Origin of the sequence: Nostoc sp. DedSLP04, assembly GCF_034530775.1 — a bacterium.
In the GTDB taxonomy this organism is placed as follows: domain Bacteria; phylum Cyanobacteriota; class Cyanobacteriia; order Cyanobacteriales; family Nostocaceae; genus Nostoc.
The window spans coordinates 21,664-44,384 of record NZ_JAVRCL010000025.1 but is presented as its reverse complement, the minus strand read 5'-3'; the positions used below and the strand labels follow the sequence as shown (position 1 = coordinate 44,384).

23 protein-coding genes, 1 tRNA gene and 1 pseudogene are annotated in these 22,721 nt (G+C 41.5%); 12 read left to right on the top strand and 13 right to left on the bottom strand.

Features of this window, described 5'->3' with window-relative positions; all coding sequences use genetic code 11:
• Positions 1 to 8 precede the first annotated feature (8 nt).
• The 4 genes from RMX89_RS16215 to RMX89_RS16200 all read right to left on the bottom strand — a co-directional run bounded on the left by RMX89_RS16215 (position 9) and on the right by RMX89_RS16200 (position 3,592).
• A complete protein-coding gene (locus RMX89_RS16215; protein WP_322689613.1) occupies positions 9 to 353 on the bottom strand; it encodes a DUF1815 family protein in 345 nt (114 codons plus the stop codon).
• Positions 354 to 1,568: 1,215 nt separating this feature from the next.
• Entirely contained in the window at positions 1,569 to 1,784 is a 216-nt protein-coding gene (locus RMX89_RS16210; RefSeq protein WP_322689612.1) for a DUF2839 domain-containing protein, read from the bottom strand.
• An 86-nt stretch (positions 1,785 to 1,870) separates the two neighbouring features.
• The gene (locus RMX89_RS16205) at positions 1,871 to 1,999 is read right to left on the bottom strand and encodes a hypothetical protein (RefSeq protein WP_322689611.1); all 129 of its coding nucleotides are present in this window, start codon (positions 1,997 to 1,999) and stop codon (positions 1,871 to 1,873) included.
• Between the two features lie 42 nt (positions 2,000 to 2,041).
• Entirely contained in the window at positions 2,042 to 3,592 is a 1,551-nt protein-coding gene (locus tag RMX89_RS16200) for an ATP-dependent DNA helicase (RefSeq protein WP_322673962.1), read from the bottom strand.
• 160 nt (positions 3,593 to 3,752) lie between these two features.
• Here RMX89_RS16200 and RMX89_RS16195 point away from each other — a divergent pair, with 160 nt between their 5' ends.
• The gene (locus RMX89_RS16195; RefSeq protein ID WP_322689610.1) at positions 3,753 to 4,715 is read left to right on the top strand and encodes a M48 family metallopeptidase; all 963 of its coding nucleotides are present in this window, start codon (positions 3,753 to 3,755) and stop codon (positions 4,713 to 4,715) included.
• 129 nt (positions 4,716 to 4,844) lie between these two features.
• On the opposite strand, the gene RMX89_RS16190 is transcribed toward RMX89_RS16195, so the two are convergent.
• Together RMX89_RS16190 and RMX89_RS16185 are read right to left on the bottom strand one after the other, a co-directional pair.
• Complete coding sequence (locus RMX89_RS16190; RefSeq protein ID WP_322689609.1) at positions 4,845 to 5,720, bottom strand: type II CAAX endopeptidase family protein; 876 nt, start codon at positions 5,718 to 5,720, stop codon at positions 4,845 to 4,847.
• 148 nt (positions 5,721 to 5,868) lie between these two features.
• Complete coding sequence (locus RMX89_RS16185) at positions 5,869 to 6,306, bottom strand: AbrB family transcriptional regulator (RefSeq protein ID WP_094350106.1); 438 nt, start codon at positions 6,304 to 6,306, stop codon at positions 5,869 to 5,871.
• Positions 6,307 to 7,779: 1,473 nt separating this feature from the next.
• On the opposite strand from RMX89_RS16185, the gene RMX89_RS16180 reads away from it, so the two are divergent.
• Positions 7,780 to 8,787 carry a succinate dehydrogenase/fumarate reductase iron-sulfur subunit gene (locus RMX89_RS16180; protein WP_322689643.1) on the top strand — a complete coding sequence of 336 codons (1,008 nt, stop codon included), beginning with the start codon at positions 7,780 to 7,782 and terminating at the stop codon, positions 8,785 to 8,787.
• Between the two features lie 102 nt (positions 8,788 to 8,889).
• On the opposite strand, the gene RMX89_RS16175 is transcribed toward RMX89_RS16180, so the two are convergent.
• The 4 genes from RMX89_RS16175 to psbX form a co-directional block, all read right to left on the bottom strand.
• Entirely contained in the window at positions 8,890 to 9,414 is a 525-nt protein-coding gene (locus RMX89_RS16175; RefSeq protein WP_322673965.1) for a Tol biopolymer transporter periplasmic protein, read from the bottom strand.
• Positions 9,415 to 9,512: 98 nt separating this feature from the next.
• Entirely contained in the window at positions 9,513 to 10,073 is a 561-nt protein-coding gene (locus tag RMX89_RS16170; RefSeq protein WP_322673966.1) for a hypothetical protein, read from the bottom strand.
• A gap of 47 nt (positions 10,074 to 10,120) precedes the next feature.
• A complete protein-coding gene (locus RMX89_RS16165; RefSeq protein WP_322689608.1) occupies positions 10,121 to 11,038 on the bottom strand; it encodes a Ycf66 family protein in 918 nt (305 codons plus the stop codon).
• Between the two features lie 248 nt (positions 11,039 to 11,286).
• Positions 11,287 to 11,406: a photosystem II reaction center X protein gene (gene psbX, locus RMX89_RS16160; protein ID WP_174709687.1), complete on the bottom strand. Its 120-nt coding sequence runs from the start codon at positions 11,404 to 11,406 to the stop codon at positions 11,287 to 11,289.
• 288 nt (positions 11,407 to 11,694) lie between these two features.
• Here psbX and RMX89_RS16155 point away from each other — a divergent pair, with 288 nt between their 5' ends.
• Positions 11,695 to 11,988, top strand: a complete 294-nt coding sequence (locus RMX89_RS16155) for a YggT family protein (RefSeq protein WP_094350101.1) — start codon at positions 11,695 to 11,697, stop codon at positions 11,986 to 11,988.
• 64 nt (positions 11,989 to 12,052) lie between these two features.
• On the opposite strand, the gene accC is transcribed toward RMX89_RS16155, so the two are convergent.
• Positions 12,053 to 13,396, bottom strand: a complete 1,344-nt coding sequence (gene accC / locus RMX89_RS16150; protein WP_322673968.1) for an acetyl-CoA carboxylase biotin carboxylase subunit — start codon at positions 13,394 to 13,396, stop codon at positions 12,053 to 12,055.
• Between the two features lie 476 nt (positions 13,397 to 13,872).
• On the opposite strand from accC, the gene RMX89_RS16145 reads away from it, so the two are divergent.
• The 9 genes and pseudogenes from RMX89_RS16145 to RMX89_RS16105 all read left to right on the top strand — a co-directional run bounded on the left by RMX89_RS16145 (position 13,873) and on the right by RMX89_RS16105 (position 20,743).
• A tRNA-Leu gene (locus RMX89_RS16145) sits at positions 13,873 to 13,953 on the top strand.
• Positions 13,954 to 14,134: 181 nt separating this feature from the next.
• Complete coding sequence (locus RMX89_RS16140; RefSeq protein WP_322689607.1) at positions 14,135 to 14,758, top strand: chorismate lyase; 624 nt, start codon at positions 14,135 to 14,137, stop codon at positions 14,756 to 14,758.
• A gap of 204 nt (positions 14,759 to 14,962) precedes the next feature.
• Entirely contained in the window at positions 14,963 to 15,115 is a 153-nt protein-coding gene (locus RMX89_RS34525; RefSeq protein ID WP_409883748.1) for a hypothetical protein, read from the top strand.
• Positions 15,116 to 15,157: 42 nt separating this feature from the next.
• The gene (locus tag RMX89_RS16130; protein ID WP_322689606.1) at positions 15,158 to 15,721 is read left to right on the top strand and encodes a Uma2 family endonuclease; all 564 of its coding nucleotides are present in this window, start codon (positions 15,158 to 15,160) and stop codon (positions 15,719 to 15,721) included.
• A gap of 93 nt (positions 15,722 to 15,814) precedes the next feature.
• Complete coding sequence (locus RMX89_RS16125; RefSeq protein WP_322689605.1) at positions 15,815 to 16,378, top strand: Uma2 family endonuclease; 564 nt, start codon at positions 15,815 to 15,817, stop codon at positions 16,376 to 16,378.
• Between the two features lie 59 nt (positions 16,379 to 16,437).
• Positions 16,438 to 16,545 (top strand): annotated as a pseudogene (locus RMX89_RS16120) (IS5/IS1182 family transposase); the annotation flags it as partial.
• 434 nt (positions 16,546 to 16,979) lie between these two features.
• Positions 16,980 to 18,749 (top strand): DUF3352 domain-containing protein, encoded by a 1,770-nt coding sequence (locus RMX89_RS16115; RefSeq protein WP_322689604.1) that lies wholly within the window; start codon positions 16,980 to 16,982, stop codon positions 18,747 to 18,749.
• Between the two features lie 248 nt (positions 18,750 to 18,997).
• Entirely contained in the window at positions 18,998 to 20,059 is a 1,062-nt protein-coding gene (gene ccsB / locus RMX89_RS16110) for a c-type cytochrome biogenesis protein CcsB (RefSeq protein ID WP_322689603.1), read from the top strand.
• Between the two features lie 375 nt (positions 20,060 to 20,434).
• The gene (locus tag RMX89_RS16105; RefSeq protein WP_322673975.1) at positions 20,435 to 20,743 is read left to right on the top strand and encodes a KGK domain-containing protein; all 309 of its coding nucleotides are present in this window, start codon (positions 20,435 to 20,437) and stop codon (positions 20,741 to 20,743) included.
• An 85-nt stretch (positions 20,744 to 20,828) separates the two neighbouring features.
• Here the strand turns inward: RMX89_RS16105 and RMX89_RS16100 are convergent, their stop codons facing one another.
• Together RMX89_RS16100 and RMX89_RS16095 are read right to left on the bottom strand one after the other, a co-directional pair.
• Positions 20,829 to 22,172, bottom strand: a complete 1,344-nt coding sequence (locus RMX89_RS16100; protein ID WP_322689602.1) for a TMEM143 family protein — start codon at positions 22,170 to 22,172, stop codon at positions 20,829 to 20,831.
• A 41-nt stretch (positions 22,173 to 22,213) separates the two neighbouring features.
• Entirely contained in the window at positions 22,214 to 22,414 is a 201-nt protein-coding gene (locus tag RMX89_RS16095) for a hypothetical protein (RefSeq protein ID WP_322689601.1), read from the bottom strand.
• Positions 22,415 to 22,721: the final 307 nt, after the last annotated feature.

Here is a 22,721-nt window from a genome sequence, read left to right as displayed (position 1 = left end):
CTGAAATCTTAATACTTCTTGGCAAGAGTTTTAGAGCCTGTATCACTTTGCATAGATTGCTTGACAAGATCGGCCAATTCATCTAGTTGGTTGATTGCCTCTGCACCCTCTAGCTTCATTAATTCGCGGTCATCCCGCATTTCTGTCCAAGTAATGCCGTAATCGGACACTAAAAATCGAATTAGATGATTATCACCCAAGCTAACCATAAATGATGCACTATTCATTTGGTCGCCACAGGTATAACAAGATGCAGGATACCCACGCCGCTCTAATACAATCGCCAAGGCTTGCAGGTTCATTACTAAGTCTTGGACGAATTGTCGATGTTGATGTGCTAGTCTCAGAAACACTTTTGTCCTCCAGACACCACAGTAATTTGAGTTTCTTTTATATTTTCTTTAGATTTTCTCACCCATTAGTATTGTAAACTATTCATTACAATTACCAGACAGGTGATTTTGAGTCGTGAATTGACTACTTTGTTTAGGGTAGTGGATCGGGATTTTGAGGGCCGTATCAAACTATTCAGTTTGCAAATTCAAAATCTCGGACAGAATTGCTAAATTTAACTATATCTTTATACATTTCTGTCAGGGTGGATTCTTAGAGTAAGAGATCCGCTTTAAGAGTAACTTAAATTTAGCACTAGTCAACTACAGAAAAGCTACATATTTAGTTTTTATTGGCTATGTGCAGTCAAATAGACTGTTATTAAACGCCATAATGTAGTTTTCCATCGTTATAGTGTCTCTTGCTTAGATGTTTAATCTCTTCTGTTGTTAACGTAGATTTTGGTATAGGTAAATCATTAGTTATACCAAATTCGTTCCTCCTAAATATATAAAGTTAAGCAGATGACAGTGCGAATTCTAGGTCAAGTAGTTGCAAAAGGAGATAAGCAATAATTTATACCGAGATAACGTAATTGGTAGACAACTGTGAGTGTAAAATCCACAAAGGGAAAAACTTAACACTGACAATACCTAAACTCAGCAGAGCAATGTTGCCATTTAGGCAATATTTTCAGGTATTTTTGGATTATTTTCAAAAACTTGTACAAACCAAAGCACAATGAATTTAGAAGGATTATTATCTTAATTTTGTTTTGCCAAATTTAATGCATATATAATATATTTCGATTATCTATCCAAAATGAGTAATTATTTTTTATTAATAACTCAGTTAACTAATTCGTAATTCGTCAGACAATTTTGGATTTTAGATACTTCTCTACGAGAGGCTGCGCCAACGACTTCGCTCAGTACAAGTTTTGGATTTTGGATTGACCCCATAGATAAATCTAGGGGCTTGGGAATTTTAGATTTTAGATTTTAGATTAACTCCATATATGAATCTAAGGGCTTGTACCATCAAGGAATGTCGGTCATAATGCTTTTTACAAGAGGCTACGCCTAGCTTGCTTTTCCATAAGATACGCAAACTGCCCACCGTTGCCTAATGTAATTTGTAATTATTGGCAAGACACTTGCGGGTTATTGTCTTTTTTAGCAGTCTTGAATTAGTTGGAGTCTAGATATCCAACTAATTCAATTATGAATTAAGAATTAATAGACTACTTGCCACCAACCGAAAGCTGGGCCGATAAAACGGATTGTTAACCATCCAACAATCATCAGACCAATGCCTATCCAAGCACCACGAGTAGTCCAAGTGACAAATTGTTCGCCTTGAGTTTTTGTGATCGGAACCCAAGGCAAGATCCGAGTCTCTTGACCGTATGTTTTTCCTAGTGTGGTTTTACGACGTTTTGCTTCACCCATAATCAGCAACTCAAATTTTATTTAGGTTCTAAATTTATTTTGGCAGTAATCATGCTTACTTCAGAGGCGATGAATTGCATCACCTTCTATAAGCTGATAATAGTTCTTGCTTCTTTGCGATCGCGCTTTGCTTCGTCAAAATTTAAATTGGGCATTGGGGAGCCACTGCGGTCTTCTCCCAAGGGGAGACGCCAAGGGTGATGGGGTCTCCCCAAGTGGAGCAACTGCCGTCAAGTGGCGTCACTGGTAACTGAATTTTAAGCAGAATTTTCCTCATCGGTATTGGAAAACAGGCTGGGATCGAGATAGTTAATGCGTGCCAGAGGACTTAAAGCTGTGAGAATTTGAGCGCCGTAGCTGCGGTTAACTACACGACTATCAAGCAAAGCCACAATCCCTTGACTTTCTCGTACTGGAGCGATCGCCCGTTGTAATTCATTTAAAGCTGCTGGCAACAAGTATAAACGGAACCAATCTTGATGCGATCGCTTATAAAGAGCTACCCTACCAGCTACCAAGGGATTTTCCAAAGATGGTAGGGGCAACGTAGCAATGATTAACAGATGGGGTGCTGGCAAAACTCGTTGATGTTCTCGCCAAAATTCCCAACCGCTAATCAAAATACCATTTTCATCTAAACAAGTTTTTTCTACTTGCACCCGCGAACCAAACTCTGAAGCCAGAATTGCCGCTACTTGAGCCTTTAGTGGTACATCCCCCACCAAGACAACAGTTAATCCTGGCGCTGTCGCACTTAGACAAACCAGTGTGCGGACTTTGTGAATAAATGCCGCTTGAAATTCTGGCGTGTTGGGTAAGGGCAACTTATAGGGTACATACAGTTGAATTGCTTCTGCTTGACTCTCCGAAGAGAACTTCAAGCAAGTTAAATCTTCCAAACCCAGGCGCTGGCGAAAAAGGGGAGCCTCAGTTTCCGGTTCGATAGCGCTGCCAATTAAAACTACTGGTTGTCGCTGCCAAATCGGCGAGAGTATTTCCCCTAATTCCATTGGGGCGTAGTGCAAAGAAAATAAACCTTGCCGATGGGCAATAGTCGCCCAGAAGAGAGCAGGGGAGGAAAGATTTTCGTTGAGGGTTTGAAATTGTTGCCAGAATTGTTTCCAAGGTTCTGGCAGTGCTTGTACTGACTCTAAAGCAGAATAGAGACGGCTTAAAATTTCTATTTCTGGCTGGGAAATTAGATAGCACTGATATGGATTAGCAGGATGCTGAAAAAGTTCGTGTGTTAGTTGTATCCGTGCTTCACGAATTGCCTCAGCTTGGTTGGGACAAGCTAGCATGAGTTGATCCCAATCATCGGGTTGAATATCTTGGGTAAGTTGATGACGCACCCAATCTTCAAGATCGTCTACCCCATCAATAATTGTGGGAATGCCTTGGGGAAAGCGTGAGCCACCAGTTAACTGTCCTTTTAACCAAGCTTCTGGGGAGGTCAGCAGTAGCCCTTGGAACTGGGCATCAGGCCAAGCATCACCTGTCCTAATCGATTTATTGGTTGGTAGCCACTGCTGTAGACGGGGAATTTCAACCCGTAGCAGAAGTTGCTGCACTGTTTCTTGAGCAACAATAATTACAGGGCCATGCCACATCAGGGCTGATGCTACAAAACTAGTACGATACCGCCCTTGATAGCCACAAACCGCCCCGACTTGAATTAGGGCGCTACGTCCCAGGCGCAAGGCGCGTGCTACCAACCGTGCCATCGTCAAATGATGGGGCCAGGAAGGGAACCCCGCTTGCGATCGCAAAAAGTTATGTAGTGACAAATGAACTTCTGCCTCAATCACACGCTTTCAATTCCATACAAAGTGATTTTTACTTCCAATTGCCCCATTTCTATTATCTTGTCATTTGTCATTTGTCATTTGTCCTTTGTCCTTTGCTAATGACCAATGACCAATGACCAATGACTAATGACCAATGACCAATCATCCAATACCCTAAATTATGCCAACTTACACAGGAATTTCCAGCGAAGCCTTCAGGCATCCACTAGATCGCCAAGCGGAGCAAGCTTTACGAAATTTGCCAGGATTTGATTTAATCGCTCGTAAATTTGTGGAATTTATCTACGAACGCCCTCAATTAGTCTATCTAATGGGTAACAGCATCCAAGTTGGGCCGCGTCAATATTCCACTATTTACCAGATGTTTCGGGAATGCGTCCGAGATTTGGACATTTACCCAGAACCAACACTGTTTGTCTCGCAAAATCCCCAAGTAAATAGCTATGCCTTGGGGCAAGAAAATCCTTACATAGTCATAAATACAGGGATACTAGACTTACTAGACGAAGCCGAGATTCGGACGGTGCTAGCCCATGAACTGGGGCATATTAAATGTGGTCATACTATTTTAATTCAAATGGCGATGTGGGCGATGAGTGCTGCTTCGGCATTGGGAGAATTGACCTTCGGCATCGGTAATATTGTTACCCAAGGCTTGATTTACGCCTTTTTTGAATGGCGGCGCAAAGCCGAGTTATCGTCAGATCGCGCTGCACTACTAGTAATGGATGACTTGAATCCTGTGATGTCAACGATGATGAAACTTTCTGGCGGTAGTAACAAATATGCCAATGAATGTAGTTTACAAGAGTTTATCAAGCAGTCAGAAAATTATCAGGCATTGGACGAGGATGGACTGAATCAGATATATAAGTTTTTAATCTACAATGGCGCTCAGGGTATGATGTTGAGTCATCCTTTCCCTGTTGAACGCTTGCATTACTTACAGTCGTGGGCTGTATCCGAAGAATATCAGCAAATTCGCCGAGGAAATTATCAGCGATCGCCTGCTTCCGGAACGGTAAATGTTTCAGCAGAATCTTCCGAAAATCAAACAGAAATTTTACGCCGCCAAATTGAAGAATTACAACGAGAAATTGACAGAATCCGAAGGTCTGAGTAGTTTTGAGCACTAAATAAAGATTAGTAGGGTGGAATAGTGCCTACTAAATCGTTGGATTTAGATCCCCGATTTTTTGGAGAAGTCGGGGATCTGCGTTAACGTACATCTCTCTATGGGAAATTACAATACTTAAGAGTTGAACCAAATAATTACTCCAGTTCCCAATACACAAATAATTCCCGCCAAGCCAGCTAGGGGTTTTTTATTTTTACCTGTGAACCAGTCAGAGGCTTTACCAGTGTAAGTAATTAGTTGTGCTGTATCTATGGTAGCGATCGCCCATACCCATCCTGCGTGCAATCCCCAAGCTAAACCCAAATTACCTCTAGAGGCAAAGCGTGCTAACACCAGCACCATTCCCATCAGCCATAATCCAGGAAGTTGGGGTGCAGTTTCGCGTTGCTCCCAAACCAAGTGTAACAAGGCAAAAATCAAGCTAGAAATTGCTGCTGCTAACCAAACTGGGTAATCCTGTGCTAATTCTGTGAACAGGAAACCGCGAAAAACTAATTCTTCTATCCCACCGACTAATAACGCTATCAAGAAAATCGGTAGCAATATGGGTAGTAGTAATTTGAAATTAGACTTTTCAAAAGAACACCAACCTAACCCGAATTGCCCACTAAATACAATAGCTAGACTCAGCACTCCCAAACCAAAACCTAGCGCTAAAAAACCAAGAGTTGAAAAATTGGCAACAAAGCCGTAATCTGAAAAAGATTTATTACTCAACCAAACAACTCCCCAGAGGATCGGGGGAGCTAACAGGTAAAGTGACACCAATAAAGGCATTTTTTGCTCTGGCTGTAAAGGTTTAGAAGGTTGCCAATTAAGCAATATTGCTGATACTGTTGCTACTGGCAACCAGCAAACTATCCAGCAAACAAAAAATGCCGTCACTATAACTAGTGGCGGTGCATTTTCTCTAAACGCCAGTAAGGCGTTGACCGAAGACTCAAAGAAATTTATCAAAATAAACAAAAAAACACGATAGACTTCTTGCATTATAGATTTCTTGCTGATTAATCAAGACTCTACTAAATTTGGTGAATTCTGCAAGGGGTCTAATCGTATTTTTTACCTGGCTACCAATTTGCTGTCGGGGTAAGGACAAGTTATCATCACCTGAAACTTATCCTTACCATCAGCAAATTTACTCTTCGTCTTCTAAATCTTCGTCTGATTCGTCAGAATCTATATCTTGTGAGGTTAGTTTTTTATCGCTTTCACCTAGTTGAATCAGGTGAATATGTTTGTATCCCAGCCTAATTTCAAACTCATCTCCAGCCTTCAAGCCCATTGCTTTGGTATATGTAGCACCAATTACAATCTGACCATTTTGATGGACACTAACCCGATATGTCGGTTCGCGACCACGACCATCTTTAGGTGCTTCTGGACTTAGAGGAATTCCCCTAGCAGATAGCAAAGCGTCATAAAAATCGGTGAGATTAACACGAACTTGGTTATTCTTAGTAACAGTGTAATAGCCGCACTGTTTAGCTCTTTCTCGGCGTGGTAATGTGGAAAGTTCTTTTACTTTAGCAAGTAGTGCTTTTCCAGTTAATGGCGCGGTTGCAGTTTCAGTCATTATGCTCAAATTTTCCTTACTCTCTCCAAACTGATAAACTATGTAGTCTCATGCCAGCATTTAATTTTTTAGCATTTGCATAGAGCTACTGAAGACCCTAGTGTAACGGGTGAATTCCTGCCGATAGGAGCCAAAAGCACTTCTATATATGGTTGTCTACAACCAACTAGAGGCCATAGTTGCCACAGACATTAATTTTGGTGATGTTACGGCACTTTTAACCATTATTCGCCATCAGAAAGAAAACTATTTTCTTCTTTAGCGCTACTGTAGCGGTGTAACTTTCAGCCACCATTACAAATGGGGTTAGGTTCTACTGCAAATAAGTCGTAGACCCAAAAAATTGCAGGTTTTTCACTTTCAGTGCTTGCCTTTCTTGCCAATGAGCAAGTAGAGTTTTCTCCACTCGTCCTCTCAAGGTTAGGACAGCATAGTATTTCAATAGAGTCCTACGGGCATACACCCTTTTGTCCTACCAATAGAGACGCGAATTTTCTTGTCTCTACATTACGAATCAACAAAGCAGTAGTAACCGCGCTGATACGGCTATTGATTCTGGTTTTGCTACTTCGTAATTTTATATTAAATACTAGCATGGACTAATAATAGCAAAATAGTTGTTTAATTTTGAATTAAAGTTGCTGGTAAATTTTTATTTAAATTCCTGGACTTGAAAGTTGAAAAAAGCAGTGACGATTTTCTTAACCCTTTATTATTGCAAGCGCGAGCATTGCTATCTGGCTTTTATAAAAATTTATATATTGAGACGAGCAATTTTGACCAATGAGTTCAATCGCATATTTTGTTGATTGAGAGCAAGCCAAAAAGTGAAAAGTCACGCACCTCCGGGTTTCGCGCTACTCTAACTTTTCTTTGAAAGTGGTGAGGATTTTTCCTCGGTTTATTATCTTCAGGTCAAAAGCGGCCAGAGGATTTTGCACGTCTGTCTATGGGATGAACAAATCTCTTAACATCTGCTTAGTGCTTGATTGCCACTACTATATATTAAACATGGGCTTTCAGACTTCTATATAATCAAAAAATTCTGTCAAGTGGTGGCGAAGGTGGAATTTTACTGTCAGGACTGCTTGACTAAAGTTGACATCAAGACATGTTGCTAACTTCAGATGCATTTCATTTGGATAGGATCGCTAGATCAAAGATCAACTGAAGTTACTTTTGAAGCAAACTCTCTTTCCTTTACATTGCCAAACAGATAAATTCAATGCAAAGCTGCGATGACATTTTTGGCGTTTTAACTCAGAATTTGACAAAAATCTTGCCGACAACGCTACTACAAGTAAAATTTTAATGGTTATCCTTAAACTAGAATCAGTCGCCCTTTAATCGTCAGCCTATTAACACCAGGGTTTGAATTAGGGGCAAAAAGTATAACTCACTTTTCGCAACTACCTGCTTTGACTCATGATTGTTGAGGCTGGTGAAGTAATTTTAAAATTTTGGTTAGTAGTGATGAAAGTTATTTTTAAGGTCATTCGACAGCAACAAAATTCCTCCCCTGTTGTGCAAACCTACATTGTAGAGGCCGAACCAGGTAATACAATCTTGGATTGCCTCAATCAGATTAAGTGGGAGCAAGATGGAACTTTGGCATTTCGCAAAAATTGCCGCAATACTATTTGTGGTAGCTGTGCTATGCGAATTAATGGGCGTTCGGCTTTAGCTTGTAAAGAAAATGTTGGGAGCGAACTTGCCAGATTACAACAAATACCATCATCTCAAAGTAAAGTAAATGCTATTGGTGAAATCATGATCGCGCCTCTTGGCAATATGCCCGTGATTAAAGATTTGGTTGTAGATATGAGCAGCTTTTGGAATAATCTAGAGGCAGTTGCCCCTTATGTGAGTACGGCAGCACGACAAGTACCAGAAAGAGAGTTTTTGCAAACACCACAAGAGCGATCGCGCCTCGATCAAACTGGTAACTGTATTATGTGCGGTGCTTGTTACTCTGAATGCAACGCTCGTGAAGTTAATCCAGACTTTGTAGGGCCCCATGCCCTTGCCAAAGCTTACCGAATGGTAGCGGACTCTCGTGATAGCGATACCGAAAATCGTTTAGCAAGCTATAACGAAGGTACTAAAGGCGTATGGGGTTGCACCCGTTGTTTGTACTGTGATTCTGTTTGTCCAATGGAAGTTGCACCATTAGAACAAATCACCAAAGTTAAACAAGAAATTCTTACCCAGAAACAAAATAGTGATAGTCGTTCAATTCGTCACCGGAAAGTATTAATAGATTTAGTTAAAGAAGGTGGTTGGATTGATGAACGCCAATTTGGTTTACAAGTAGTTGGTAACTACTTTCGGGATTTAAAAGGGTTACTCAGTCTTGCACCCCTCGGTTTGCGGATGATCCTTCGGGGTAAGTTTCCTTTATCATTTGAATCTTCTGAGGGTACGGAACAAGTGCGATCGCTGATTGAATCTGTTCAACAAATTGAAGGGAATAAGGAATAGGGAATAGGGCATTGGGCATTGGGCATTGGGCATCGAGAAGATACAAGGGAGAGACTTCTCTAATAATTCCCCCTTGTCTCCTTGTCCCCTTGTCCCCTTATCTCAACGCGGTTCTTGAGGTATATTCAACGGTTGTCCGTAACGGTCATATACTAAAACATCCCACTGACCATTGTTACTAGACTCAAAAGCAATCCTGCTACCATCAGCACTAATTGTAGGGTTGCGGACTTCGGCTTGCAGGTTGTTGGTCAAATTCCGCGATTGGCGTGTTTCTCGGTCGTAGAGAAAAATAGCCGATCGCCCCTGGCGGCTAGCAGCAAATACAATATAACGACCATCTTGTGAAACGCTAGGATGATTTGCGATCGCATCAAAGGAATTTAAACCTGGCAAATCAACCAAATCACGAGTTACCGTATCAAACATATAAACATCTTGGCTACCGCGTCGGTCAGTAATAAAAACAATGTATCTCCCAGAAATTTGGGGGTTTAATTCCGACGCTAAACTATTAAGACTTCGACCCCCTGGATCAAAGGGATAACTCAAAATCCGAGGGTAGCCAAAACACCCAGTCAATAAACTTAAACAGAAAAATATAGGTATAAAAAAAACACGTTTCATATAATTTAGTCATTAGTCATTAGTCAATAGTCTCACAACTCCTAACTCCTAACTTTTAACTCCTGTACAGACGCGATTAATCGCGTCTCTCCTAACTCCTACGGAGGTGAACCCACAGTTGCACCATTGGGAATATCTAACTCAATATTTGGCCCCCGGTCTAGGACTTCAATATCCCACTGACCACGAGTAGCGGTTTCAAAGACAACATAACGCCCATCTGGACTAATATTTGGTTTTCTAACCCAGCCGCGATAAATTGGTGTGACAATTTGCGACTGTTGCGTAGCGCGATCGTAAAGCGCTACCACTGGTCTTCCCTGGTCACTAGTAAGATAAGAAATATAACGCCCGGTGTAGCTCAAACTAGGACTTTCGGCAATTGTCTCCTGTCGGTTTATTCCCGGTGTACTAATAAACAGTTGCCTCTCCAAATCGTACATTAGTAACTGCTGATTACCATTCCGATTAGATACAAACGCTAAAAAGCGTCCATTTCCACTCAAAGCAGGTTGCTCCTCGGTGTAGCGACTGTTAAGAGAAGTAGGCCCTATGGGAATATCGTTAGAACCACAAGATACAAGCAAACTTGTTAAACCAAAAACCAGGCTCCAATGAATTGGTCTTTGGAGCCAAAATGCAGGCGTAAATTTTTCCACCTCAACTGTTTTCCGTCGCCTTTAAACTTACTTGCACGCCAACTGTTTTAAACATCGTCATCAAAATCGGTCAAATTATCTGGCCCCTCATTTGGTTTTTCAATTGGGTTGTATGGCACATAATCGGTTGGGATCGCATCATCATCTTCGCGCGGTCTTCGAGAAGTTGAGTCAGTGGGCGGACGACGCCTTCTCGGTCTGGGAGAAACATCATCTTCACGACTTTCGGGACGCTGCGATCCGTTATTACTACGGCGAGAAGGTTTTCTAACTTCCCCACCCGAATTTTCCCAATCATCAACTTGCCTAGATGAAGAACCCCAGTTCTCTTCTTCAAAGCTTTCAGAAGGGCGATTTACAGGACGCCCAGAAGTCCGCCGGCGCGTTCTATCAGATGGAGCCTGTCTTTCACTAGTGCTGCTGTTGCGGCGTTCTGTACGACGGGGAGGTTGTTCCTGATAGTAGTCATCACGAGTTGAAATCTCATCCCTGCTACCGCGAATCCGGGGACGCACTGGGCGTTCTTCCTCGTCTTCATAAGGCAATGGATCTAAGTCTGCCTCCATTTCAGCTTGATAGTTTCTGCGATTATTGTACGAATAGCGATCGCTAACCGGTCGGTCTTCGTCCACAATCGGAGTGTTGCGCTTTGCTTGCTGAGTAGCTATACTTCGCAGACGAATACTTTCAACTGCAAAAAACACAGTTGTGCCAACTAAAAGCAGTTGACCAAATTGTAGAATCGGGTCTAGTCGCCATCCTTGAAAGACGAGAATGAAGCCGCAAAGTAAGCCGACTGCCGCAAAAAAGATATCTTGATCCCGTGACAATTCCGGACGCACAGTGCGGAGAAAATACAGTGCTGCCCCAGCCACAGCCAGGAAAATTCCTAGAATACTGGCTGAGTTTGCCCCAAAATTTACCTGAGCCAGAAAACTGGCTGAGTTCAGCCCAAAATTTATCATTGCTGTTTTCCCAATATCAAATCTATGTTAGCGAGTCACAATTAAAATCACTACTGTAATTAGGCACGATATATTGAAGCTTCAAAGCCTCTGGCAAAGAAGCTCTGAAGCTATTCACCGAAAAGTAAAAACGTCTATGTCTGTCAGCTACAACTGCCACCAGTCGCAGTTTATGCTGCTTTTAGTGCAATTTAAGTAAATAGCTGACAGACAATCGATTACGAGAGCTAATTTAACTCTCATAAGCATTATGAACGCTGTATTTTATCTTTTTGGCTAATGAAAATTAGACCAACAGTAGCGGGTATTACAACAATTGCTGTACCCCATAGCAGGCTCCAAAGAAAATTTGCTAAAGAAGGCGTCATACTTCTCAACCTTTTTTTACACACTTCATCCTAATTTTAATAGTGTATTACTTTCTTGAGAAGCCTCTAACTCTGAACTGCCAAACTTGGTAACTTCTTTCACCAGTTATTGAGTTAACCACATGGGCGAGTTCGCTTTTCTATTTCAGAAAGAAGTGACAGCATTTAGTTAAAATAACGATCGGAGTGCTTTACAAAGCTTAAAATTTTGTAGCTATGTCTATGCAAAGCGCAACTTGCCTGTGCCTAAGTTTTTCTTTTTTTACAGATAGATAGTACCTAAAACCGATGACTGGTGTTAACCTGACTGCTTGGATTCTTGGCCCTGTGTTAGGGGTTATGACATTCTTATTTATATTTCGTATCATTCTCACTTGGTATCCGCAAGTGGATTTGAATCGTTTGCCCTTTAATTTAATAGCTTGGCCAACTGAGCCATTTTTAATACCTTTGCGAAAGCTGGTGCAACCTATAGGTGGGGTAGATATTACACCTATTATTTGGGTTGGTATCTTCAGCCTGCTGCGAGAAATCCTGTTAGGTCAACAAGGATTGTTGACTATGCTATCTCGTGTTAATTAGGGTACAGGTTACAGGTTATAACCTTGTCCCCTGTAACCTATAACCTTTTTCCTTCCCTACTTTCCTACCCGTTCATTTCCTGCACAAAATTTGTATAGACATTACCCTGTAAAAACTGCGGAGTTTCCATAATTTTTTGATGAAACCCAATGGTGGTAGGTAATCCAGTAATGGCACATTCCCGCAACGCGCGTTTCATCCGGTTAATAGCAGTGGGTCGGTCTGGCGCCCAAACGATTAACTTGCCGATTAAGGAATCGTAGTAAGGTGGGATTTGGTAATCTGTGTAAACGTGGGAATCAATTCGCACACCAGGGCCTCCGGGGGGCAGATAGCTACTAATCCGTCCAGGAGAAGGGCGAAAGTCACGATCGGGATCTTCGGCGTTGATTCGGCATTCGATCGCATGACCTCGTAATACTACTTGGTCTTGGGTAAGCTTGAGTCTTTCACCTTGAGCAACGCGGATTTGTTCGGCAACTAAGTCTATCCCAGTAATCATTTCTGTTACAGGATGTTCTACCTGAATCCGGGTGTTCATTTCCATAAAGTAGAATTTACCGGATCTATCCAAGAGAAACTCAATAGTACCCGCCCCACTGTAGTTAATGAATTGGGCAGCTTTGATCGCAGCTTGTCCCATTTTTTCACGTAGGTCTTGGTCGAGAGCTGGACTTGGAGCTTCTTCTAACAGCTTTTGATTCCGGCGCTGAATTGAGCAATCCCGTTCGCCTAAGTGGATGACATTACCATAGTTATCCGCCAAAATTTGAAATTCGATGTGGCGGGGACGTTCAATAAATTTTTCTATGTAAACGCCAGAATTCCCAAAAGCTGCTCCTGCTTCGCCTTGGGCGGCGAGAAAAAGTTTGACAAATTCGTCTTCAGAACGAACTAAGCGCATACCCCGTCCACCGCCACCTGCTGTAGCTTTGATCATCACTGGATAGCCGATATCCTTGGCGAATCCTAATCCTTCTTGCTCGGATTCTACCAATCCCTCACTACCTGGTACCGTCGGTACTCCAGCTTTTTGCATGGTTTCTTTGGCAGTGGATTTATCGCCCATCCGTCTCATAGCATCTGGAGTTGGGCCGATAAAAGCAATATGATGGTCGGCACAGATTTCCGCAAACCGAGCATTTTCTGCCAAAAAACCATAACCTGGATGAATAGCAGTAGCATTGCGCGTCAGTGCAGCAGCAATAATATTGGGAATATTCAAATAACTTTTACCACTAGCAGGTTCGCCAATGCAAACTGCTTCATCAGCAAGTTGGACGTGGAGAGCATTACGGTCAACGGTGGAGTGAACCGCAACTGTGGCAATTCCCATTTCTTCACAGGCGCGGAGAATGCGAAGGGCGATTTCTCCCCGATTGGCAATTAATATTTTGTCAAACTTCATTTTTTAGTTTCGATATCATTACCAGTAGATTGACATTTTCTCCGATCCAACTTGAAACAATGCTTCCACATTATTTCAAATTATTGCAGGAGATTCGCCACCCTGATTCTAAGTAAGCTTGCACATTGCAGGCTTGCTGCCTCTACAGGTCTTACTACACTAACAACATTGCTGCTGTAAGTCTTGGCTAGACTACCAAGCTGGGCTTTTGCGAAGCCGATAGCGAGTCAGATGCTCTTACGTCGCTATCGAGCGTCATAGCCTGTCGTCGACACCACCTACCGCAGACGGATACGCGATCGCACCCTGCCGAACACAGTAGCTCTACCCTTTTCAATCAATATCACTTGTACAGCTGCTAAATTTCTGTCAGTCTGATACCGCCTTGAGAAAATTTATTTTTTGAGCAACTGAATTTAGATATCACCTTACTATAATTATTTTCTTATGCTATAGTCTATTTTTAGAGAAACCATGCGGATGTGGCGGAATTGGTATACGCGCACGCTTGAGGTGCGTGTGGCTTTGCCTTGGGAGTTCGAGTCTCCCCATCCGCATTTTTGCTTGTTTAAGCATAGGGTCAATAGTCACAGGTCAAAAAACCTTAGACTGTTGACCCTTAAATATTAAGTTTGCTTCCGAAGCACTCAGTGCTTACTAGATATTAACTAAAGTTGCCTTGTCAAAGTACTAGTCCTTTATGCTTTTATAGAAATAGGTGAAGTTTTGTAAAAAGCATTGACTATTTCTTTTCCGCCAACAAACAACTTAACACTGCCACCAGCTTGGCATCGCCTCACTCCGATTTGGCAAGGAGGGGAGGAAATAATTCAACAAAGTTTACCTCACACTCAGCTAGCACCTACATGGCAGCTAATGCTTTTGGGTGACGGCTCTCCAACACGTCACTTAGAATTGCTCACAGGTGAGCCTGTAGAAGTAGATGTTATTGATATGTCATTGATTGGCATGGACTTGGATGCTGCTCCTGAGTTAATCCAAGCTGTCCCAGAACCGCGATTACGGCGACAAGTATGGCTGCGTACCGCTTCTGGGCAACGATTAGCTTATGCTACTTCGTGGTGGGAAGCCAGTCATGTCGATGAGTATTTACAAAACCGTTCATTACCAATTTGGGCAAGTTTAGCTCGTCTTCGCACAGAATTGTATCGGGATGTTCGAGGAATTTACTACGGTGACTCATTGGCACTAGAGTCAGGTTTTGGTGTAACTGGGCCTTTTTGGGGTCGCCATTACTTGTTTTGGCATCATGGGCAACCACTGACATTAATTTATGAAGTTTTTTCACCTTATTTAACCAAATATTTAGGGCCTATGCAATTAAATTCCAAAAATCAGTAAGAAGCCATGATGTAGGCCGCTCGCTATCGAGTAAAACTAAGTAGCTGAAATCATCCAATGAAATTATCAAAGGAACGTTGAATTATTGTTGCAGCGATCGCTTTTAGATAGTAGTGCCGATAAACTAATGAGTTTTCGGTGATGGTTTGCCGTTGTTTAGCGATCGCATCCTCTTTAAAATAGAGTCATTCCTCAAGATCAACTATGATTCAACTCAAAACCCAACTCACCCTCAAAGAATTTATCGCACTTCCCGAAGGTGATATCACCAAACCAAACGCGGTACTGATAGTTGAGAAGATTCATTATTTGAAGGGCTGCAAATTACACCTCAACAAATCTTCCAACAAGCAATAATTTCCTACTGATGTTAGCAAGAAAGATGCGAGGAAAGGTTTAATGAATACTGTTGTGCTAAATCTAGAACCGATTGTTAATTTAACAGATGAGCAATTTTATCAATTATGTATTGCCAATCGTGATGTCAGCCTGGAAATGAACGCATCTGGAGAATTAATAATTGTGCCACCAGTAGGAGGAGAAAGCGGAAATCAGGAAGCTGGACTGATTGCTGATTTAGAAATTTGGAATCGTCAAGCTAAATTAGGGAAAGTTTTTAGTTCTTCAACTATCTTTATACTTCCCAACGGTGCAAAACGTTCTCCTGATGCTGCTTGGGTAAAATTAGAGCGGTGGGAAGCTTTAACACCAGAACAACGAAAAAAATTTCCGCCACTTGTACCCGACTTTGTGATTGAACTGCGTTCGGAGACAGATCGCCTTGCACCGATTCAAGAGAAAATGCAGGAATACATTAAAAATGGTCTGCGCTTGGGTTGGCTGATTAATCCTCAAGATCGCCAAGTTGAAATTTATCGACTTTTAAAAGCTGTAGAAGTTGTGCAAATGCCAGCGATTGTTTCTGGAGAAGATATACTACCTGGATTTGAGTTGCAAGTATAAGTATAGGAGGGTTTCAAATTACACTTCAATAAATCTTCCAACAAGCAATAATTTCCTACTGATGTTAGCAATAAAGACGCGAGGAAAGGTTTAATGAATACTGTTGTGCTAAATCTAGAACCGATTGCTCATTTAACCGATGAGCAATTTTATCAATTATGTATTGCCAATCGTGATGTCAGCCTGGAAATGAACGCATCTGGAGAATTAATAATTGTGCCACCAGTAGGAGGAGAAAGCGGAAATCAGGAAGCTGGACTGATTGCTGATTTAGAAATTTGGAATCGTCAAGCTAAATTAGGGAAAGTTTTTAGTTCTTCAACTATCTTTATACTTCCCAACGGTGCAAAACGTTCTCCTGATGCTGCTTGGGTAAAATTAGAGCGGTGGGAAGCTTTAACACCAGAACAACGAAAAAAATTTCCGCCACTTGTACCCGACTTTGTGATTGAACTGCGTTCGGAGACAGATCGCCTTGCACCGATTCAAGAGAAAATGCAGGAATACATTAAAAATGGTCTGCGCTTGGGTTGGCTGATTAATCCTCAAGATCGCCAAGTTGAAATTTACCGACTTTTAAAAGCTGTAGAAGTTGTACAAATGCCAGCGATTGTTTCTGGAGAAGATATACTACCTGAATTTGAGTTGCAAGTGTAGGTAGGCGATCGCTACCATGCCAAAACGTTGAGTAGTAGAGAGAACATGATTGCTGGTAAAACCTGTACCGTCGTCTCAGTAAGGATTATGAACGTCTCCCTGAAATGAGTGAAGCTGCCATCTATGCTCTTATGACTCGTCTCATGCTGCGTCGTCTTGTCGTCTAAAGATTTACTTTATAAATGGTCTCTAAAAATAGAGTTCTTAGGGCGGGGTAATACTTTAAGGAGAATTGAGAGAAATCCCTAAAACCATTACAATACCTAGAGTTTTCTGATTATATATAATTTCTGTAACTCCGAAAAAAATGTTATATTCTCGCTTATTGCTTGGAATAACAGTTTACTTGTGGAAACTTTCCGACAGAGGAATTAATCTCAGGGAAACGTCCTACGAAATTCAACAAAGCATGTTAAAAATGGTAACTGAGCCAAAAACATAGCTTTTAAAAGACTAGGGAAAGTTGATTATCGAAGTACCATCAACCATCTAGGGTAGAAAAATTTAATATAATTAACTGCCCTAAAGAATGGGTAATACTGTTGGTGTACTTGACTAATCAAGCAAGTAATAAGTTTGCAAGTATAAGGTACAGGTTTCAATGGCACTGCCTCTTGTGTCTGTTCAGATGAAGAAAAATAAGAAACCGTCTCTGGTGCTGACGCTCTCGGCTGCTGGGTTATTGATTGGTGCGGGGAGTGTGGGCTACTGGTTGTTAGCCCAGAGACAAATATCTTCTAGCGATTTGCTAGTAGGTGCAAATATTATTCCTGGTGATGCCCTGTTTGCGGTTTCCTTAACAACAGATCCCCAGCAGTGGCAGAAATTGCGGCAGTTTGGGACAAAAGAAACCCAAACAGAACTGGACAAAAATTTAGTCCAGTTACGCGATCGCTTTCTGACGAATAATGGTTACGACTTCCAGAAAGATATCGCTCCTTGGGTAGGCGATGACGTGGCGATCGCAATTCTTGCCCCAACTACAGGAAATAAACCTGCACCCAAACCAGTTACCACCAATGAAAATGCCGCTAGCGATCAGCAGTCGATGGTAATGGTATTGCCAGTAAAAAATTCAGAAATCGCCAAAACTATTTTGGCACAACCCAAAATTCTTAAACAAAGCAAATGGAGCGATCGCACTTATCAAGGGATCGCCATCAAACAAAGTGAGGGACAAGCAGGGCAAAACTTCTCGGCTGCATTACTAGATGGGCGTTTTTTAGTCATAACTGATAGTCCCAAAGCTACAGAACGAGCGATCGATGCTTACAAAAATAAAACATCCCTAGCTACAACAGGAGGATTTGCTGAGAATTTCCCAAAAATTGCCAATTACCAACCCTTTGGACAGTTTTATATCAATGTGCCAACAGCAGCGAAAATAGCCGCGGCTTCTCCAAACCGCCCTTTACCTGCTCAAGTTTTGGCTCAACTGCAAAATAACCAAGGTTTAGCAGGGACAATAACTTTAGAGTCAGAAGGAATCCGCTTTAAGGGTGTTTCTTGGTTAAACCCTAATAGTCAACGCGTGCTGACAGTGGAAAACAAAGCTGGGAAAATGCAAAGCCGCATACCAGCCGAAACCTTAATGATGCTTACTGGTGGTAATTTACAGAGGTTGTGGAGAGACTATGTTTTAACATCTCAGGGAAATCCTTTATCACCGATCGCACCAGAACAGATTAGAGGTGGGATAAAATCTCTTACCGATCTCGATTTGGAAAAGGATTTGCTTAGTTGGATGAAAGGGGAGTTTTCCTTATCAGTAATTCCTGCTACTCCAAAAGAAGGTTCACCAAATGATTTTCGTGCGGGTTTGCTGTTCATGGTACAGACAAGCGATGACTACGGGGGGCAAAGCCTACGCAAATCAGCAGAAGCATCCATCAGTAAGTTGGATGAAGTGATGAAAAATCAATACCAGTTTCAAGTGCAACCGGGGAAAGTCGCAGGTCAACCCGTTGTTAACTGGGTATCACCTTATGGTACGTTAACTGCTACCCACGGTTGGTTAGATGGAGATGTCGCTTTCTTGGTAGTGGGCGCTCCCATCACCGATAAAATTGTTCCCAAACCTAACTACACACTAGCTGGCACTCTTCCCTTCCAACAAACAGTTCCTACAGAACCCAATCCGACAAACGGTCAATTTTTTCTGGATGTGGAACGAACTGTGAAAAATTTCCCTTTACCAACTCTAATTCCCAATCAAGAAACTTTGCTAGATGCAACGCGCACAATTGGGATGACATCTGCTGTCAGCGACAATCGCAGTAACCGTTACGATATTTTTATCGAACTGAAAAAAGTTACTAACACTACTACATTGCCTAGTCCAGAAAATAGTAAGAGTAACTCTGTTAGATAGAGGAGAGAGGAAAGCAGGGGAGCAGGGAGCAGGGGAGCAGAGGAGCGGGGAAATGAGGGAGTGAGGGGACAAGGAGATAAACAAAACTCCTAACTCCTAACTCCTAACTCCCAATGCCCAATGCCCCATGCCCAATGCCCCATGCCCAATCCCCAATCCCCAATCCCCCATTCCCGATTCCTCTCTTAACATATAGGATCAAAACAGTCAGAATCGATATTTTAAATTATTCACGGAGAGAAGACTTTATGAATTTGGTTGTACTCCAGAACTGGCTGGACAATGCGTCCTTTGCCATATTATTCCTGACAATGCTGGTGTATTGGGGAGGAGCGGCTTTTCCAAATCTGCCTTATCTAGCCGCTTTGGGGACAGCTGGGATGGCGATCGCAAATTTGTGTATAGCCACTCTACTAGGGGCACGATGGATCGAAGCTGGTTACTTTCCCTTAAGTAATCTCTATGAATCTCTGTTTTTCTTAACTTGGGGAATTACCGCCGTCCATCTGATTGCCGAAAATAGTAGCCGTAGTCGCTTAGTAGGAGTTGTGACATCTCCGGTAGCAATGGCGATTACTGCTTTTGCTACTATGACACTACCATCCCAGATGCAAGCGTCAGAACCCCTAGTACCTGCCTTGAAGTCAAATTGGCTGATGATGCATGTCAGCGTTATGATGCTGAGTTATTCTGCTTTAATGGTGGGTTCGTTATTAGCGATCGCTTTCTTAATTGTCACTCGCGGTCAAAATATTCAACTACAAGGTAGTTCTGTTGGTACTGGTGGCTATCGCAGCAACGGCTACCGCTTGCACAAAGCATCTGAACTAATTTCTCAACCACCAACCCCTGCTGTCGAAAATAACGGCTTTGCTCGTTTTGAAACTAGTAGCAATGGCAACGGTAACAGTAATACGGCTGTTTTGAATTTAGTAACTACTCCTGAATCTCCAGCCGTTGCATCTGCTGAACCTCTTTCACCCCAGCGCCTTAGCCTTGCCGAAACCCTCGACAACATTAGTTATCGCATCATCGGACTAGGTTTTCCCCTGCTGACAATTGGCATTATTGCCGGTGGCGTTTGGGCTAACGAAGCCTGGGGTTCCTACTGGAGTTGGGACCCGAAAGAAACTTGGGCATTAATCACCTGGTTAGTGTTTGCTGCCTACCTTCACGCCAGAATTACTCGCGGTTGGCAAGGGCGCCGTCCGGCAATTTTAGCCTCCGCCGGCTTGCTTGTAGTTTGGGTTTGCTATCTCGGTGTGAATCTTTTGGGTAAAGGTTTGCATTCTTACGGTTGGTTTTTCTAAGAACCGTTTAAATAAAACTACCTCACCCGCGCTACCGCGCACCCTCCCCTTGGTAAAGCTACGGTGTATACACAACAAGTCCTTTTCACCCCTTCTAACTCCCCCGATGCATTGAGGGAGAACCGGATATTTCCCCCCTTTGCAAGGGGGGATTAAGGGGGGTAAACCCAGGGTTTGCGCTTCATTAGCAAGATGTGTGTACACCGTAGCCGATGTTTTGGGGAGGGGTAAGGTGAGAATTATAGGCTAATTTACCAGACATCAAATTATTACTAAATTTTTATTTGACCAGCACTAAATCTATAAAATCATCATTTTATTTCGGATGAACTGTTATATCTCTGGAAAATATAAATTGATTAACAGGAGATTTTTATGGAAGATGGATTCGAGATACTAAACCATGATGAAGTTGTGTCTATACAACCGGACACTTTTAATAAGTTAAATATTGCTAAAACTTTTAAAGTCCGCGATTTGATTACAGCAATTAAGGAATATGTTGGAGCAGAAGAAACGGATGAAGTAAATTTGTATACTCAAGGATTAAATTGTGAAGTTTTACAATTTAGTACTTTGGGATGGAAAAAAGGAAAAGTGAGACTTGCTTTAGAATTTTGTCCTGATGAATCTGAGTCACCACTTGATGAAATTTTTCAAAAACTCAAACAAGTGGAAAATTAATACTCAATAAGCAAAATATCCCCAACTTCTTCAAGAATTCGGGGATATGAGCCTCTTGATGTTTACAAATAACCGAGAGACTAAACTACAAAATTATCCCGTTATATCGAAAAGCATTATCCCAAACGTAATCAATCACTGCTTTAGCTTCATCCAAGGATAAAACGTGACATGCTCCTTGGCGGTCGTAGGCTAGTAAAGGGATTTCTGGTACTTTGTCTGTTGTTTTGCTATTTTGAATTATTTGGCCGCGAATATCTTCTAGATTGCTTAGAGGCCCTTGAATATCAAAGTTAATCTTTGTGCCTAATTTATTGTCCATCCAAGTTTCAATGCGAGAATCTAATTGTTGAGGAGTTAATGGTGTGGGGCTAGTCAGTAAGTGATAATATGCCAGAATAATTTCTTTACATTCTTCTTCTTCTGCTAATTCCAGAAACATTTGAAAAACACTATTATTGCTAGCTAAATTCTTGAAGAATAACGTATCAGTGACAATTTTTTGAAATTTAATTTTTTTATTTTTGTAATTAGTGTATTGCGTAAAGGCAAATCCACCCAAAGCGATCGCTAATGATAAAGCTGCCACCAAGACGGGCATAAAATTTCTGACTTTATCCAACTCTACATTTAATGATTCAACCCAAAAAGTAACGTTTAGTACTAGTAAAATTGCAGCAACTATTAATAATAAATTCGGCAATGTTCTTAATATTAAAGGAATTGCTGCGCCAATCGCCGGAATTCCAAATAGTAACCGATCTTTCCAGGTCATACTTGTTTTTACATTGGGAAAGATTAAGTCAACATCTAGTTTTGGAATATTTTTGTAGAAGTAAACATACATCTTACCGGGAATGAATTTTAATTCTTGGATCTTGTCTTTCTTCGCACGAAAGTAAGCTGCTTCTTTGAACTTGACTAACAAAACTATCCGTTCAAAAATATCAATCATCTTTTCTTCTTGCCAAAAGAAGAATTTTTTTACCGAAATTTTCTTAGAACTATCACCCCGGTAATAACAGATCAAGCGGTCAAAATCCTCAAAATTTACTTGAGTTTTCAATTCAATGAGAGATTTGGTTGCCAGCGCTCGTTTGAGAATCGATTCAGGCAAAAGAATATAATTAGCTCTTTCAACAATATGCCCAAAGGCTTCAACTACTTTCAACTCCATGTCATCATATTGCTCGAATGTTGGTGGAGTTATTGGTTGAATCTCTGCATTAGGGTTAAAAGGTACGTAGTTATCTTTGATAACTTCTAAGGTTTGGTGGAAGCGAAAGTGATAGTATGCAATGAGGATTTGGCAGAAATCTTGAAATTTTTTGACATCAGCTTTATCTAGCTGACCGTCTTGTAAGCAAAGTTTGATAATATCACTGCGAGTGTAGGGAATAAATGCTTCTCTATTTTCGGAAACAGCCATATTCAAAGATGAATCAGAATCTAACTAGGGTTTGCCACATCTCACGAAAACGGCGGCGATGAGACATTATGTTTTAATTGGTAATTAAATTCTAGTATCTTGGGTGGTAAATCTCGCAGTTTTTTCCTGAGCCGAGGGAAAAAGTGAGTAGGGATATTTGCTTTGCCTTGCACATCTCCAATGCGTTTTGTTATTTTCAAAGACTGATTGAAAAGTGCGTAGGCGTTGCCCGTCGTAGACATCGCTCGGCGTAGCTCCAGATTCTCTCATTTAAATTGCTATCAAAATTCATTAACGAAATAAACCAGAACGATTGCGATCGCTCGGCGTAGATCCAGATTCTCTCACTTGAAAAAGGAAGTAGGGAAGAAATATTTTTCATGGTTCGTTGTGGATTTTTGCAGTACTGTATTAAATTAGTGTAAAAACTCATTAAAGGGGTTAAAAGACTCATTAATGAGTATCAAAGCCTCATTAAAGGGGTTAAAAGACTTATTAATGAGTATCAAAGCCTCATTAAAGGGGTTAAAAGACTTATTAATGAGTATC